Below are 14518 nucleotides of genomic sequence, written 5' to 3'. Positions count from 1 at the left end.
GGCACGATACGTCCACCACTCGGCCCATCACGGGGCGGGCGTGGCGTTCTCACGGGTGAAAGATTGGCATACCTACGATCGTGAACAGATTCATGGCTGTCGAGCGGGCGCTGCGCACGGCGCCTCCCTACGCCCTGGCCGACACCGTCCGCCGGGAGCTGGCCGGACTCTACGCGGCCGAGGCCGTGGAGTTCCTGCTGGCCGACTACAGCCTCACCATGCTCCAGCCGGTGACCACCCCGCCGCACACGCTGCCCCCGGTCTCCCTGCGCAACGGCCCCGCGGGCCGTGCCTTCGGCGCCCAGGAACCCTTCCTGGAGAGCCTGGTCGACCACCGGCTGCGGGTGCAGTTGCCCGTCAGCGTGCACGGGGACCGGCTCGGCGTGCTCACGGTGACCCTGCCCGACACCGAGGACACCCGCGCGGCGCTGCCCGAGCTGGCCGAGATCGCCCAGGTGCTGGGGCACGAGGTGCTGGTCGCCGACCGCGAGACCGACCTGTACCTCCAGGCCCGGCGCCAGGACCGGCTCACCCTGGCCGCCGAGATGCAGTGGCAACTCCTGCCCGGCCACTCCTGCTCCCTGCCCGAGTTCGAACTCGGCGCGCAGCTGGAACCGGCGTACGCCATGCACGGAGACAACTACGACTGGTCGTCCACGGCGGACCGGCTCACCCTGTACGTCTCCAACGGCATGGGCGAGGGCATAGAGGCCGCGCTGCTCACCAACCTGGCGGTCAACGCGCTGCGCAACGCCCGTCGGGCCGACCTCCCGCTCGCCGACCAGGCGGCCCTGGCGGACCAGGCGGTGTACGCCCAGTACCGGGGGCACCGTTATCTGTCGGCGCTGATGCTGGACTTCGACCTCGCCACCGGCCGCACGCGGGTGGTGGACGCGGGGTGCCCGCAGCTGCTCCGGCTGCGCCACGGCGCCGTGGAGCACGTCGGCTTCGAGGCGCAGTTGCCGCTCGGCATGTTCGAGGAGACCGACTACGTCGCGCAGGAGCTCCAGGTGGAGCCCGGGGACCGGCTGGTCTTCGTCAGCGACGGCGTGTACGCGGTCACCTCGCCCAAGGGCGAGCCGTACGGGGACGGGGCGCTGACGCGGGCCATCCAGGCCACCCGGCTGCTCCCGGCGTCGGAGGTGCCCGGAGCGGTGCTGCGCGAGCTGGCCGGGCACCGGGGCACTCCGGCGCCGGACGACGACGCGCTGGTGGTGTGCCTGGACTGGCACGGCCGCTGAGGCCCCTTGTCCCGGGCATCGGCCCGGTGTGACCGCCGTGTACGGCGGCCGCACCGGGCCGCCCCCTATTCCACGAGGCGCAGCGAGCGGCGGGCCGGGGCCGCGCGCAGTTCCTCGTCGGCCACCGGCACCCCCGTGTCCGCGTCGACATAACTGACGCGGATCACCGGGTCGCCGGGCGTGTCGCGGCCGGCGGTGGCGTCCAGGGCGAACAGGACCGCCACCGGACGGGCCGCCTCGCCCTCGCCGTGGACGCCGGAGTAGTGCAGGATGCGCCAGCCCTCGCTCTCCCAGTGGTCCAGCAGCGCGGAGCGCACCACGGGGGACGTGGTGTGCCAGGCCAGGGAGTTCTCCAGCAGCTCGACACTGGCGGCCACCGGGACCTGGCGCGCCCCGCCCCGGCCGGTCAGCGGGTGGCCGAACACGCGCAGCCGGGTGCGGCGCAGGGGCAGCACCAGCCGGCGGTCCAGGTCCGCCGAGAGGGCGAACAGGACCAGCACGCCCACGGCCAGCACGACGGCCGAGGCCACCGGCCGGGCCCCGAGCGCGTCCCACCAGGTGCGGCGCGCCAGGGCAGCCGTGAGACCGCCCACCAGGACGCCCCCGGCACGGGCGAAGGCGCGCCGGGTGACCGGCGTGTCCTCGCTCGCGGAGCAGCCGCAGGACGCCTGGGGGGCCCGCGCCCGGCCGTAGCCGAGATAGCCGAGGAATCCGGCCCCGAGGACGGCGGTGGCCGCCCCTGGCAGCGCGCTGCCGGGTGCGGCGAGCAGAGCCCCGGCCAGGAGCAGTTCGGCCCACCCGGTGGCACGCAGCACCAGGACGGCCCGCTCGCTGCTGCTCAGCAGCCGGGCCAGCGCGGTCTTCGGGGCCGTACGGACCACGTCCGGGCCGAGTGCCTTGCCCGCGCCGGTCCAGGCGAGCAGCCCGGCGAGGAGGAGCGGGAGGAGTCCCGTGATCAGTGACAGCATCTGCGCCTCTCCCCACATCCGCCTCAGTGCCCTACGGAGATACGGACGACGTCCACCGAGTCGTCGGCCGGCCGCCAGGCGCCCAGCACCTGGGCGCTCTGCCCGATGCGCAGCCGGGACAGGTCGGAGGTCAGCCCACGCCCGGCGTAGGAGGCGCCCGTGTCGGCGAGGAGGTTGCCGACGACCTCGTGCTGTCCGTGGGCGAGGTGGACCCGGTTCTTCGCGATGCCCCGGATCGTGGTGTCGAGGTTGACGATGTTGACCCAGACCGCGTCGGCCGCCACCGTGCCGTCGGGCATGGGCACTCCGCGCGCGTAGAGTCCGTCGCCGATCTCGATGACCTCGGCGGTGGTGGGCCGGACCTTCCACACGCTGGTGACGTTGGTCATCTGCACGCGCGCGTGGCCGCCACCGGAACCGGCCACCTCCAGCACGCTGCCGGTGATGCCGGTGATCCTGCCCTCCACGAAGGAGGACCTGGCGATGGCCGGATCGAGGGAGGGTTCGGCGGCGAAGGCCGCGTCGGCGTCGAGTCCGCCCAGTGCGCCGGCGCCGACGATGGTCGCGCCGCCCAGGGCGGCGGTGGTGAGGAAGCGGCGGCGGCGCATCCCCTCGGACGGCACTCCCGGGGTGTTCCGTGCGTTCATGTCGGGCCTCCTCACTCGTAGATGTAGACGGGGAGCTTGCCGGAGCTGAGGTTGCCGATCGCCGAGAAGGCGGCCGGCGTCAGGTCGAGCACGCGGTTGGTGCGGCAGGCGCCGTTGCAGCAGGTCGCCTCGCCGCACCAGTCCTTGGTACGGGGGCCGCAGTCGGTGATGGTGATGCACACCGTCGCGCCGGAGCACTGGTGCCGGACGTTCATCACCGAACCGCAGCCGCGCCGGGGGATGTTCTCGCCGCAGAGGTCGGGGCGGGTGATGCTGAAGCACGCCGCCGAGGCGTTGGGCCAGGCGCCGTGGTGCGCGCTGGACTGGCAGTTTCCGCAGGCGCCGCCGCCCGCGCTGCCGCAGGGCCCCCATGAGTTGCCACAGCAGAACCAACTGGTCTCACCGGCCCAGAGGCTGGTCGATCCGCAAGCCATCGTGCAGTCCTCCCTTATTGCAGGTACATGACAAACCTGGGATGGGGTGGAGCGATGGAGCGATGGAGCGCTTTCATGATGCGCGCGTCTACGCGGGTTGCATAGAGCACGTGCACGACCTCCCAGCGTGATGCGTCCCGGCTGGAAACACCCTGGACTGTGACGCGGTGGACCCCGTACGGCACCATGGCCTCATGGTGAAGCGCGGTCAGACATTCGAGGAAGTGATCCCCCCGGCAGTGGCGTACTCGCGGGCCGACGGGGAACTCTGGGTCATCGGCCTGCGCGGCCACCTCGACCCCGACGAACTGGACACGGTGGAGGACGCCACCGAGGACGCCCTGGTCCGCTGGACCGGGCCGCTCGTGTTCGACCTGCGGGAAGTCGGCTTCTGCGACTCGTCGCTGCTCAACCATCTGCTGCGCACGGCGCGGCGCCGGAACGTCGGCATCTTCGGCGGGGACGTCACCGTACGGCGCCTGCTCGAACTCACCGGCGCGGACCGTCTGCTGCCCTCGCATCCCGACCTGGAGTCGGCGCGTGCCGCCCTGTCCACGCTGCCGCGTCAGGCGCGGCCGTGAGCGGCTCCATCCCCCTCACCGGCGTGCACCGTCCGGGCGGGGGCACGCGCAGGGAAAGCACGCCCGTGCGAAAGGGGCTCATGTTCACCGCACACTCCCAGGCATCGTCACCGGCCGACGCACGTCGGCTCGCGGCGGCGTACCTGGACGCGCACTGTCCCGGCGCCGACGCGGAGGCGGTGCAGATCGTCGTGAGCGAGCTGGTCACCAACGCCGTCCGGCACACCCCCGACGGCACCTGGTCGCTCGTCCTCAGACTGGAGGAGGGGCAGCTCATCCTGGAGATCACCGACGACAGCCCCGAGCTGCCGACCCCGCGCCCGAATCCGCCCCTGGACGGCCGAGGGGGGCTGGGCCTCGGGCTGGTGGAGAAGCTCAGCGACCACACCGCCGTCGCGCCCACCGCACGGGGCAAGACGATCACCGCGTGGTGGAAGCTGCCCACCGGAGACCGCATGGAGCGGCCGGCCTCGGAGCGGTGAGGCTCAGGACGACGTGGACTCGGCGCCGTCGGTGAGTTCCCCGCCCGGCCCGGCGGTTTCGGCGGTACCGTCCGGGCCGGCCGCGAGGTACTCGGCGGTGCCGGTGAGCGCCAGCATCCGGGTCAGCTGCACCGGCCGGTGCCGCAGGTGCAGGGTGACACCCGCCGGATGGGTCCGCCGCCGCAGCGTGAGCAGGGCGGACAGCCCGCTGGAGTCGACCAGCCGCACGCCCGCGCAGTTCAGGTGCATCTCGCGCAGCGCCGTGCCGTGCTCCAGGACGTGCGCGTCCAGCGTCCGGTTCACGATGTCGAGGAACTCGTCCGCGGACTCGAAGTCCAGGACTCCCTGGAGTGTCAGCCGTATCGCGCGCGCGTCGACGGTCTCGACGGTGACGGAGAGGCCGACGGGCTGGTGGAGGGTCATGCCGTCTTTCCTGGGCCGGGGCGGGGTCGGGTGGTGGGCGTCGCGGGGATCGCCTCGGCGGCCGCTTTCAGGAAGCCGAGGGCGCGGGGGAAGTCGTGCAGCTCCCCCGCCAGGATGTCCAGACCGGTGCGCAGACTGTGCGGGGGCACCCCGCGGGCCTGGAGGATCTGGGCGGTCCAGCTCACGAAGCCGGTGAACAGCTCCGTGTCGTCCACATAGAGGGCGGTGGCCAGGAAGTCCACGATGTGCGCGAGGTCCTCGGCGGTGCGCTCGCGCTGCGCCTCGGTGTACGCGCGCATGCCGGGCCAGCGGTCCTCCAGAGCCGCGAGGGACTGCCGTACGAGGGCGAACCGGTTGCCCTTGATCAGCGTGTACTCCTGGTCCGAGAGGTGCGGCAGGTCGTCGACCTGCTGCCGCGTCGTCGGCTCGGGGCGGATCAGGCCGTCGGCCAGCAGAGAGGCGGCCGCGCGGGCGTCGGGGGCCCAGGCGTCGGCGCCGATGAGACGGGCGTAGCGGCCGTCCGCGCCGAAGGCCGCGCCACCGACCATGACGGGGATGCCGACGGACTGCACGGCCGTGACCGCGGTGTGCGCGCTCGGCAGGTGCAGGGGCAGCGAGGCCGACAGCAGCGTGGCCGCCGGGTTGGTCGCGTGCAGGTGGGCGATCAGATGGGGGGTGGTGGTGTGGGCGCCCAGGAAGTCCACCTGCCAGCCGCGCCCGGTGAGCACCTCCGCGAGCAGCCGCGCCGGAAGCACGTGCCACTCGCCGTCGACGCACGCCACCGTGATGCGGGGTCTGTCCCCCGCGCCGGCCGGCGCCGGGACCCGGTGGGCCAGGGCGGCGATGACCCGGTCGATGATGGCGGTGGCCGCGTGTTCCTCGGCGACGCTGATCCGGTCGGCGGCCCATTCCGTGCCGACCCGGCGCTGCACCCCGCCGAGCACCTCAAGCAGCAGGGTCTCCCGGGCCGCTCCCGCATCGGCCGCCGCGAACACCTCGCGCACGGCGGCCGACTCGTCCTTGGCCATCACGGCCGTCCACAGCCGCTCCGACAGCGCCTCGCGCTCCTGGACCGCCGCACCGGCGTCGGTGGTCATCGGCGGGCCCCCACCTTGGGCCGGGCCCCGATGGCGCCGTGGCCGCCGACGGAGTGCAGGGCGCCGTGGCCGCCCGCCGGGTTGGTGATGGCGAGGGTGGCCATGTCGTCGTGGCGGCCACCTCCCAGCCACTGGGACGCCAGCATCTGCACCCGTTCCACCACCGCTTCCGCGGGCATCCGGGCGCACGGGCCGAGGGCCGCCCGCAGCCGCTCCTCGCCGAAGAACTGATCGCCCAGCGGGCCGCCGGACGCCTCCGTGATGCCGTCCGTGTACAGCAGGCAGGTCTCCCCCGGCGCGAGCGACACATGGGCGGTACGCGCGGTGACGTCGGGCATGGCGCCCACGAGCTGCCCCTGGGTGGGAGCCTCCTCCACCCGGCCGTCGCTTCTGATGATCAGCGGCGGCAGGTGTCCGGCGCTGGTCAGCCGGAGCCGGACCTGGCCCGAGCGGCGGGTGACGGACGCCAGCACCAGGGTGGCGAAGCGGGTGTGGTGGGAGTTGAGCAGCGCGCCGTTGAGCAGGGAGAGCACCTGCTGATGGTCCCCGGACAGCGGCAGCAGTGCCTGCAGGACGCTGCGGATCTTGCCGGTGAGCACGGCGGCCTCCAGCCCCTTGCCCGCGACGTCGCCGAGGACGACGAACGTCTCGTCGCTCGCGTCCGTGCCGGGATGGACGTCGTAGAAGTCGCCGCCCACCCGCTCGTGGTCCCGTGCCGCCCGGTAGGCACCCGCGTACTCGACGCCGTGGACGCGCTCCAGGCGCGGCGGCAGGAGTTCCCGCATCAGGGTGGTGGTGATCGAGCGCTGTTCCGCGTACAGGCGCGCGGCGGAGAGCGCCACACCGGCCCGCGCCGCGAAGAGACGCGCGAAGACCTCCTCACCGTCCGTGAACGCCTGGTGCGTGCTGGAGCGCAGCAGGATCAGAACGCCGGCGGGCACGCCGTGGCCCGGCAGCGGGGTGACGATGACCGAGCCGATCGGGCCGTCGAAGCCCTCGGGGATCGCCCAGTCGGGCAGCTCGGCCGGGTCGATCCAGCGCGCGGGGACCGGCGGGAAGCCCTGGAGGGCCTCCGCGAGCCCGGCGACCGAACGCGGCTCGACCGGGAGCATGGCCTGGGTGACCTCGCCGTCCGCCCGCGCGTAGGTCAGCTGGTGGCGGCGGCCCTGGGCGGGGCCGACGATGATCGCCGCGTCCGCGAGGTGGCCCGCGGCCATCCGCGCGGTGACCGTCATGCACCGCTCGACGTTCAGCGAGGACAGCAGGGCGCTGGAGACCTCGGCGAGCAGGGCGGCACGCTCGCGTTCACCGCGCAGCGCCTCCTCCGCGAGGCGGCGGTCGGTGTCCTCCAGCAGCCACCACATCACGGTGCCGTCGTCGCAGAAGGAGGGGTACGCCTCGAAGCTGCGGCCGGCCACCTCGCCCGAGACGGCGTCCGCCGGGGTGCCCGTCAGGCGCAGCGCGCGATCGGCGGCGGCGAGCCAGGCCGGCATGGCCGCCGCCGTGACGGAGTCCCCCGGCACAAGCGGTATCAGGAGGCGTGCCGCCTCGTTCGTCTCGATCAGGGTCCCGTCGGCGTCGACCGCCAGCACGGGACAGGGCGCGCGGTTCCACGCCGCGTCTACGGCGACACCGCCGGATTGCGGACTATCGGGTGTACCCGGAGAAGGAATCACATTCGGGGAGCGCGAGCGTGCGCTCCACCACCTCTCAGTCGATCGAGAACGTTTACCAATGACAACGGTCTCGCATCCACCGGCCACGTGCAACGCCCGACAGATTTCCACACATATTCGCCACACACAACCAAATCGACCTCTTGACCGGCCGACCGCGCTGCGGGCGGCGTCGGTCAGGCGGGCAGCAGGGAGTCGTCCTGCGGACGGGCGCCGGGCAGCCGGTGCCGGGCCGCGATCAGCGCCGTGTCTATGTCACGGGTGCCGGTGGCGACGCACAGCGTGTAGGCGATGTCGTCCATCCGCTGCCGCACTTCAGCACTGCCCTCCTGGGCATGCAGGACGCTCAGCGCGTCGTACTGCTCGATCAGGTTCTGCAGCACGGCGGGGTGGGCCATCAGCATCTCGGGTTCTCCCTCTGACCAGCTATCACATGGGGCGTACACGCACCCGGTTACCCTGAGACCTCTCAGACACACCTTCGTTTCTTCACCCGATCGCCCCCCGACCTGCCGGAGATCTCCCCGTGCCCGTACCCCTCGGCGAGGATCTGCTCGCGCTGCTGCGCCGCGCCAGCACCTGCTACATCGCCACGACGATGCCCGACGGCTCGCCGCAGCTCACCCAGACCTGGGTGGACACCGACGGCGAACACGTTTTGATCAACAGCGTGGAGTCCCACCAGAAGACCCGGAACATCGCGCGGGACCCGCGGGTGGCCGTCGCGGTCTCCGACCCGGCCGACCCGTCGTCGTACACGCAGATCCGCGGCCGGGTGGTGCGGGTGACCACCGAGGGTGCGGTCGATCACATCGAGGCGCTGGCGCGGAAGTACCTGGGCGGCCCCTACCCGTGGTTCGGCGGTCGGGACCAGGTGCGCGTGATCTACGTCATCGAGCCCGAGCGGATCAGCGGCCCGCGCGGCTGAGGTTCTACGCGGCCTCGGTGCCGGCCTCGCCGCGGCCGGCCGGGGCCGCCGCCTGCCGCCGGCCGCCGTGGATCAGACGCAGGTGGCGGCCGCGGGCGTGACGGGCCGGTTTCGGGCCGCGCGCGAGCCAGTCCTCGGTACGGTCCATCCCGTACAACAGTACGGTCACGACCGGCAGCAGCAGAATTGCGACGATGGCCACGGTGGGGGCTCCTCCCCGGCAGACGGCTCTGTACGGATGCCCGCCGCGCCCGGGGCCAGCGGGCGGCCCTTGTGAAGGTGCGGTGCCTTTCCGGTGCCCCCGCCGCGCGAGCGCGCGCCGGGCGGCCGACGGGCCGTGACGCGGGTGTCCACGCCGAGGCGGTGCCGGCCCCGGCCGGGGCGGCGCCCTTCGGGCGGCCGCTCAGGGACGCGGCCTGGTCGCCCGGCCGAGCCGCTCCGCGTAACGGGCCGTTCACGCCGGGCGGGGCCCCGGGGAAACAAGCGCTTCGTAGCCTGGCCCGCCGGCCTCCGCCCGGCAGCGCTGCCACACGGAGGTCTCCCCCCGGCACCCGTACGGAGAGAGGCGTGACATGAGCGCGACAGAGTCACGACCCACGGCAGAGACGGCCGAAGGCCCGGCGACACCGGCCACGAGCCAGGCCACCAAGGAGACGCTGGAGGACTACACCCTCCGCTACGCGCCCAGGAGTTACCGCCGCTGGACCCCGATGGTGGTGGCCACCACGGCACTCGGCGGCATCGCGTACATGGCCGACTTCTCGATCGGCGCCGGCATCGGCCTGGCCCACGGCACCGGCAACGCGCTGGTGGCGATCGCGGTGGCCGCCGTCGTCATCTTCGTCACCGGCTTCCCGCTCGCCTACTACGGAGCCCGCTACAACATCGACCTGGACCTGATCACCCGCGGCTCCGGCTTCGGCTACTACGGCTCGGTCCTCACCAGCGTCATCTTCGCCAGCTTCACCTTCATCTTCTTCGCGCTCGAGGGCTCGATCATGGCCCAGGGCCTCCGGCTCGGCCTCGGACTCCCGCTGTGGTTGGGCTACCTTCTCTCCACGCTGATGGTGATCCCGCTGGTGATCTACGGCATGAAGGCACTGAGCAAGCTCCAGGTGTGGACGACACCGGTCTGGCTGGTGCTGATGGTGGGGCCGCTGGTGTACCTGGTGGCCACCGATCCGGGCACGGTCGACCGCTTCCTCTCCTACGCGGGCACCGACGGCGACGGCGGCGTGAACACCGCCTCCGTGCTGCTCGGCGCGGGCGTCTGCCTCTCCCTCATCGCGCAGATCGGCGAGCAGATCGACTACCTGCGCTTCATGCCGCCCAAGACCGAGGCCAACAAGCGGCGTTGGTGGACGGCCGTGGTGATGGCCGGGCCCGGCTGGGTGGTGCTCGGCGCGCTGAAGCAGGCGATCGGTGTCTTCCTGGCCGTCTACATCCTGGCCTCGGTCGGCCCGTCGGTCGCGCCCGAGCCCATCCAGCAGTTCAAGGGCGCCTTCGACGCGATGCTGCCGTCCTGGCTGGTCGTGCCGCTGGCCGTGGTGCTGGTGGTGATCAGCCAGATCAAGATCAACGTGACGAACGCCTACTCGGGCTCGCTCGCCTGGACCAACTCCTTCACCCGGCTGACCGGGCGCTATCCCGGCCGCATGGTCTTCGTGCTGGTCAACCTGGGCTTCGCGCTGGTCCTGATGGAAGCCGACATGTTCAGCTTCCTCAACGGCATCCTGGGCTTCTACTCCAACTGCGCCATCGCCTGGGTCGTCACCGTGGCCACCGACATCGGCGTCAACAAGTACCTGCTGAAACTCTCCCCGCACGCGCCGGAGTTCCGCCGGGGCATGCTGCACGCGGTCAATCCCGTGGGCGTGGTGTCCTTCGTCGCGGCGTCCGGGCTGTCGATCGCGATGTACTTCCACGCCTTCGGTGACACCCTCCAGCCGTACTCCCCCGTCGCCGCCGCCGTCATCGCCTTCGCGGCCACCCCGCTGATGGCCGTGGTGACCAAGGGCCGTTACTACCTGCGGCGCACGGACGACGGCATCCCGGAGCCCCTGCTGGACACGGAGGGCAACCCGAGCGGTACGGCGTACGACTGCCACGTCTGCCACCAGTCGTACGAGCGGCCCGACGTGACGGCGTGCGCCACCCACGGCGCCGTGGTCTGCTCCCTGTGCCTGAGCACGGACCGGGTCGGCGACCATGTGCTGCCCGTCTCAGGCGAGTCGCTCGCGTAGCACCGTCGCCGGGTCCACGGGGGCGCGGCCGATCAGAGCGGTGAGGGTGGGGTCCTGCGCGGCGAACTCGCCGGCGCGGGCGGCGGTGAAGACCCCCATCAGGCCCTCCACCCGGTCGGCCGGGACCCCGGCCCCGGCCAGGTGCCGGCGGAACGTGTCGTCCGGCACCACGGTGCGGGTGAAGGGGCGGCCGGTGATGCCGGCGGCGAGGCCGGCGAGGTCGCCGAAGGTGAGGGACCGGGTGGCGGTGAGGGGCGGGGTGGGCCCGTCGAAACCGCCCTCGTCGGCCAGGATCGCGGCGGCGGCCTCGGCGAGGTCGGCGTGGGCGGTCCAGCTCACCGGGCCGTCCTCGGGGAGCGCGACCTGTCCGGAGTCGAGGGCGGGACCGAGGAACTGGAGGGCGCTCGCCGCGTAGAAGCCGTTGCGCAGCGCGGTGTACGGCACGCCGCAGCTCCGCAGGATCTCCTCGGTGGCTGCGTGGTCGCGGCACGCCTGGAAGCGGGAGGCGGGGCTCGCGGCCATGTGGCTGGTGTACAGGACGCGACGGGCGCCCGCCTTCACCGCTGCCTCGATCGCGGTCCGGTGCCGCTGGACGGCCTCCTCGCCGAACTGGTCGACGGAGACGATCAGCACCTGGGTGGCGCCCTCGAAGGCGTGGGCGAGGCTTTCCGGGTCGGTGAAGCCGCCCTTCCGCACCCGGACGCCGCGCGCGAGAAGGGGCTCGGCCTTCCTCGGGTCGCGGACGCTGACGCCGACGCGGTGGGCGGGAACGCGGTGCAGGAGGCGGTCGACGGTCTGGCGGCCGAGTCGGCCGGTGGCGCCGGTAACGATGATCACGAGGTACTCCGTTGCTTGTTTCCACTGGAATCACCTCAACGGTAACACTGATATTTTCGGGGTTATCGCCCGGCGGGTACCGTTGGAACATGCAGAGTGGCGCGCCTGAGGGCACAGTGACCGAGGAGCCCGCGGGCCGGGAGAAGACGCGGCAGCGGGTCGTCGAGGCGGCGATCGGCCTGCTGGAGCGGGAGGGCCGTGAGGCGGTGACGACCCGCGCCGTCGCGGCCGCGGCGGGGTTGCAGCCACCGGCGATCTACCGCCTCTTCGGTGACAAGGACGGTCTGCTGGACGCGGTGGCCGAGCACGGCTTCCAGGCGTTCCTGGCCACCAAGCACGGGGCACCCGAGCCGGAGGACCCGATCGAGGGCCTGCGCGCGGGTTGGGATCTGGCGGTGGAGTTCGCCGTGGACAACCCCGCGCTCTACACCCTGATGTACAGCGAGCCCAGCCGGGCCACGTCGGCGGCCTTCCGGACCGGGATGCGGATGCTGAGGGAACGGGTGCACCGGCTCGCCCTCGGCGGCTGGCTCCGGGTGGACGAGGACCTCGCGGTGCAGATCATCCACGCCACGGGGCGGGGTGCGGCCCTGACCTGGCTGTCCCTCCCAGAGGAAGCCCGCAACCCCGCCCTGCTGACCACGCTCCGCGACGCCATGACCAGCGCCGTGACCGACCCGGAACCGGCGGTACGGGACAGCGGTCCGGCGGGAGCGGCCCGTGCGCTGCGCGCCGCCCTGCCGGAGCAGACCGTCCTCAGCGGGGCGGAGCGGCAACTCCTGCGGGAGTGGCTCGACCGCCTGTCCTGACGCTCAGAACGTCCACCGCGTGTGGGTGAAGAGGCCACCCTCCCGGCCGAAGCCGTACGCCGTGTCGGGTTCCACGGCGAACACCACGGCTCGCCCGGTGCGGAACGCGTCTCCGATGCCGTGGAAGGTGCCTTCGGGCGAGGTGATGTGCGCACCGTACTTCGCCTCGTACGCGGCGATCACCTCCTCCACCCTCGCCGGGTCGGTGACCTGCTCCGCCGTTCCCTCGACGATCAGGTCGAGCCCTTCGCCGAGGGAGTTCCGGCCGGTGGTCAGCGCGCAGTGCGCGTTCCTGGCGAGGTTCTTCGCCTTCTGCTCCTCCGGCCCGGTGGAGAAGTACAGCACCCCGCCGTGCCAGGCGGCGATGACGGGGGTGACGTGCGGCCTTCCGTCGGGGCGCACGGTGGAGACCCAGAAGATCTCGGCGTCCTCAAGGTGGCGTCGGGCCTCCGGCCAGGGGGTGGGGGCGGCGTTCTCCGCGCCGGGGCGGGGGTGGATGGCGGAGCTGTAGCGGGCGTCGAGTTCGGTGGTGGGCATGAGGGACTCCTTCCGTATGCCAGGGGTAACGAGGCAGAGCCGGTGTTGGTCGCCGCAAGCGCGTGGGGGGATCAGCGGACTCGGCGGCGGTCAGGGCTCGACAGTCGGGGCCGACGCTTCGACCTCCGGGTGCGTGAAGCGCACGGGCCTGCCCAGCGAACGGGCGTAGGCGATTTCGGCCCGGGTGCTCTCTCCGATGTAGCCGCCGACCACGAGCACCTCGTCGGCGAGCCGGATCTTCGCCCGGTGCAGGTCGTCGAGCCGGGCCTTGAGCGCCTCGGCATCGGCGGGGTCGGACCAGAGTTCGTGCGGCGTCTTCATGTCACAGCCCGGCTTGACGACGATCCTCCCGGCTTCGGTCTCCCGCAGCTCGGCCTCGTTCATCTCGGTCATGAAGCGGGTGGAGCCGCAGATCACGACGATACGCGGCAGGACCATCGCCTGCTTCGCGTCGGCGAGCTTCTCCTCGGGGCCGAGCGGTCGCGGGTGCGGCACCGGGTCCTCCTGGTGGTGTGGTCCGAAGGTGTGCCTGGCGAACGACGTGGCCACCGTACCGGCGGCACCGGTAGCGGTCATCCGCCGAGCCCGATGCCGCGGCGAAGGGCCGTGGCGGTGCCGCAGGGGCCCGGCGTCGTCCTCCGACTAGGGCCGGGGGTACGGCGTCTGATCGTCACCGGGGTTCCGGCCGGTGTGGGACACCAGGGCGTCGATGAGGTCTGGCCAGAGCTCCCGGGGGCGGTCGTGGCCCATGTCGGGGATCAGCAGGAGCTCCGCACCGGGCACGAGCTCCGCGGTGCGCTTCCCGCCGCTGGGGTCGATCAGCGTGTCGTCCAGGCCGTGGATCACCAACGTCGGTACCCGCAGTCCGCGGAGTGCGTCCGCGCGTGGACCGCTGAGGATCATCGCGCCGAGCTGCCGGCCCACCCCCGCGGGGCGGTACGAGCGGTCGTAGCTCGCGGCGGCCAGCTCACGCAGCGCCGCGGCGTCGCCGTAGCGCTTGGAGGCCCACACCAGCTCCTTCTCCGCCGCCGCGACGTATCCCTCGCGGTCCGCCGGTTTCGGGCTGGACACGGTCGCCTGGGCCTCCGGGCTCGACCGGCCGTACTCGGTCTCGCCGGTCGAGGACATCATCGACGTCAGGGTCAGCACCCGCTCCGGGGAGGAGAGGGCCATCGTCTGGGCGATCATCCCGCCCATCGAGGTGCCGACCACGTGGGCGCGTTCGATGCCGAGCGCGGTGAGCAGGCCGAGTCCGTCGGCGGCCATGTCGCGGAGCCGGTAGGGGACCATCGCGAGGGCGGCGGGAATGTCGCCCGAGCTGAGGGCGGCGACGAGTTGGCCCACGTCGACGGGGTGCTCGTCGAATGTGGTGGACAGTCCGCAGTCGCGGTTGTCGTAACGGATCACGTACCGGCCGCGGTCCGCCAGCGCCCGGCAGAAGTCCTCGTGCCAGGCGAGCAACTGGCCACCGAGACCCATCACGAGCAGGACGGGCGGGTTCGCGGGGTCGCCGAAAGTCTCGTACTCGATGGACACCTCGGGCGACACGACGACATTCGGCATGCGTGAATCCTGCCACGGGAGCGGCCATGGAGCTCCCCCCGGAGCCGGCGCG

The 14518-nt window shown here is 72.4% G+C and carries 18 protein-coding genes; 6 read left to right on the top strand and 12 right to left on the bottom strand.

The features are described 5' to 3' along the window. Positions 1 to 92 precede the first annotated feature (92 nt). Positions 93 to 1241, top strand: a complete 1149-nt coding sequence (locus EV284_RS19020) for a PP2C family protein-serine/threonine phosphatase (protein ID WP_207229071.1) — start codon at positions 93 to 95, stop codon at positions 1239 to 1241. Between the two features lie 65 nt (positions 1242 to 1306). Here EV284_RS19020 and EV284_RS19015 read toward each other — a convergent pair whose 3' ends face one another. Genes EV284_RS19015 through EV284_RS19005 form a run of 3 tightly spaced genes read right to left on the bottom strand, consistent with a single transcriptional unit; the run spans position 1307 to position 3290 of the window. Next, complete coding sequence (locus EV284_RS19015) at positions 1307 to 2209, bottom strand: MauE/DoxX family redox-associated membrane protein (RefSeq protein WP_130335675.1); 903 nt, start codon at positions 2207 to 2209, stop codon at positions 1307 to 1309. A 23-nt stretch (positions 2210 to 2232) separates the two neighbouring features. Next, positions 2233 to 2856, bottom strand: a complete 624-nt coding sequence (locus EV284_RS19010; protein WP_207229070.1) for a cell wall protein — start codon at positions 2854 to 2856, stop codon at positions 2233 to 2235. Positions 2857 to 2867: 11 nt separating this feature from the next. Further along, positions 2868 to 3290, bottom strand: a complete 423-nt coding sequence (locus tag EV284_RS19005; protein ID WP_130335673.1) for an RlpA-like double-psi beta-barrel domain-containing protein — start codon at positions 3288 to 3290, stop codon at positions 2868 to 2870. A 194-nt stretch (positions 3291 to 3484) separates the two neighbouring features. Between EV284_RS19005 and EV284_RS19000 the strand changes: the two genes are divergently transcribed. Both EV284_RS19000 and EV284_RS18995 read left to right on the top strand, forming a co-directional pair. Then, positions 3485 to 3871: an STAS domain-containing protein gene (locus EV284_RS19000; protein ID WP_130335671.1), complete on the top strand. Its 387-nt coding sequence runs from the start codon at positions 3485 to 3487 to the stop codon at positions 3869 to 3871. A gap of 80 nt (positions 3872 to 3951) precedes the next feature. Further along, a complete protein-coding gene (locus tag EV284_RS18995) occupies positions 3952 to 4353 on the top strand; it encodes an ATP-binding protein (protein ID WP_130335669.1) in 402 nt (133 codons plus the stop codon). 3 nt (positions 4354 to 4356) lie between these two features. On the opposite strand, the gene EV284_RS18990 is transcribed toward EV284_RS18995, so the two are convergent. The 4 genes from EV284_RS18990 to EV284_RS18975 form a co-directional block, all read right to left on the bottom strand. Further along, positions 4357 to 4776: an STAS domain-containing protein gene (locus EV284_RS18990; protein ID WP_130335667.1), complete on the bottom strand. Its 420-nt coding sequence runs from the start codon at positions 4774 to 4776 to the stop codon at positions 4357 to 4359. Further along, complete coding sequence (locus EV284_RS18985; protein WP_130335665.1) at positions 4773 to 5873, bottom strand: cobalamin B12-binding domain-containing protein; 1101 nt, start codon at positions 5871 to 5873, stop codon at positions 4773 to 4775. Before EV284_RS18985 ends, EV284_RS18990 begins: the two co-directional genes overlap by 4 nt. After that, complete coding sequence (locus EV284_RS18980; RefSeq protein ID WP_130335663.1) at positions 5870 to 7465, bottom strand: GAF domain-containing SpoIIE family protein phosphatase; 1596 nt, start codon at positions 7463 to 7465, stop codon at positions 5870 to 5872. The genes EV284_RS18985 and EV284_RS18980 overlap by 4 nt, the downstream gene beginning before the upstream one ends. Before the next feature lie 260 nt (positions 7466 to 7725). Further along, positions 7726 to 7953 carry a DUF5133 domain-containing protein gene (locus tag EV284_RS18975; protein ID WP_130335661.1) on the bottom strand — a complete coding sequence of 76 codons (228 nt, stop codon included), beginning with the start codon at positions 7951 to 7953 and terminating at the stop codon, positions 7726 to 7728. Between the two features lie 122 nt (positions 7954 to 8075). Here EV284_RS18975 and EV284_RS18970 point away from each other — a divergent pair, with 122 nt between their 5' ends. After that, positions 8076 to 8477 carry a PPOX class F420-dependent oxidoreductase gene (locus EV284_RS18970; protein ID WP_130335659.1) on the top strand — a complete coding sequence of 134 codons (402 nt, stop codon included), beginning with the start codon at positions 8076 to 8078 and terminating at the stop codon, positions 8475 to 8477. A gap of 4 nt (positions 8478 to 8481) precedes the next feature. Here EV284_RS18970 and EV284_RS18965 read toward each other — a convergent pair whose 3' ends face one another. Beyond that, positions 8482 to 8679 (bottom strand): hypothetical protein, encoded by a 198-nt coding sequence (locus EV284_RS18965; protein ID WP_130335657.1) that lies wholly within the window; start codon positions 8677 to 8679, stop codon positions 8482 to 8484. A gap of 370 nt (positions 8680 to 9049) precedes the next feature. Between EV284_RS18965 and EV284_RS18960 the strand changes: the two genes are divergently transcribed. After that, positions 9050 to 10720 (top strand): allantoin permease, encoded by a 1671-nt coding sequence (locus EV284_RS18960; RefSeq protein ID WP_130335655.1) that lies wholly within the window; start codon positions 9050 to 9052, stop codon positions 10718 to 10720. On the opposite strand, the gene EV284_RS18955 is transcribed toward EV284_RS18960, so the two are convergent. Next, positions 10700 to 11557, bottom strand: a complete 858-nt coding sequence (locus EV284_RS18955; protein WP_130335653.1) for an NAD(P)H-binding protein — start codon at positions 11555 to 11557, stop codon at positions 10700 to 10702. The two genes, EV284_RS18960 and EV284_RS18955, sit on opposite strands and share 21 nt — an antisense overlap. 89 nt (positions 11558 to 11646) lie before the next feature. Between EV284_RS18955 and EV284_RS18950 the strand changes: the two genes are divergently transcribed. After that, complete coding sequence (locus tag EV284_RS18950; protein WP_130335651.1) at positions 11647 to 12366, top strand: TetR/AcrR family transcriptional regulator; 720 nt, start codon at positions 11647 to 11649, stop codon at positions 12364 to 12366. A 3-nt stretch (positions 12367 to 12369) separates the two neighbouring features. On the opposite strand, the gene EV284_RS18945 is transcribed toward EV284_RS18950, so the two are convergent. From EV284_RS18945 to EV284_RS18935, 3 genes are all read right to left on the bottom strand, one after another. Then, the gene (locus EV284_RS18945) at positions 12370 to 12903 is read right to left on the bottom strand and encodes a pyridoxamine 5'-phosphate oxidase family protein (protein WP_130335649.1); all 534 of its coding nucleotides are present in this window, start codon (positions 12901 to 12903) and stop codon (positions 12370 to 12372) included. Between the two features lie 90 nt (positions 12904 to 12993). Further along, entirely contained in the window at positions 12994 to 13398 is a 405-nt protein-coding gene (locus tag EV284_RS18940) for a hypothetical protein (RefSeq protein WP_165425606.1), read from the bottom strand. 147 nt (positions 13399 to 13545) lie between these two features. Then, the gene (locus tag EV284_RS18935) at positions 13546 to 14466 is read right to left on the bottom strand and encodes an alpha/beta hydrolase (protein WP_130335647.1); all 921 of its coding nucleotides are present in this window, start codon (positions 14464 to 14466) and stop codon (positions 13546 to 13548) included. Positions 14467 to 14518: the final 52 nt, after the last annotated feature.

The sequence above is a fragment of the Streptomyces sp. BK022 genome, assembly GCF_004217355.1.
GTDB classification, from domain to species: Bacteria; Actinomycetota; Actinomycetes; order Streptomycetales; family Streptomycetaceae; genus Streptomyces; species Streptomyces griseoluteus.
This window is presented reverse-complemented; position numbering and strand designations above follow the sequence as displayed.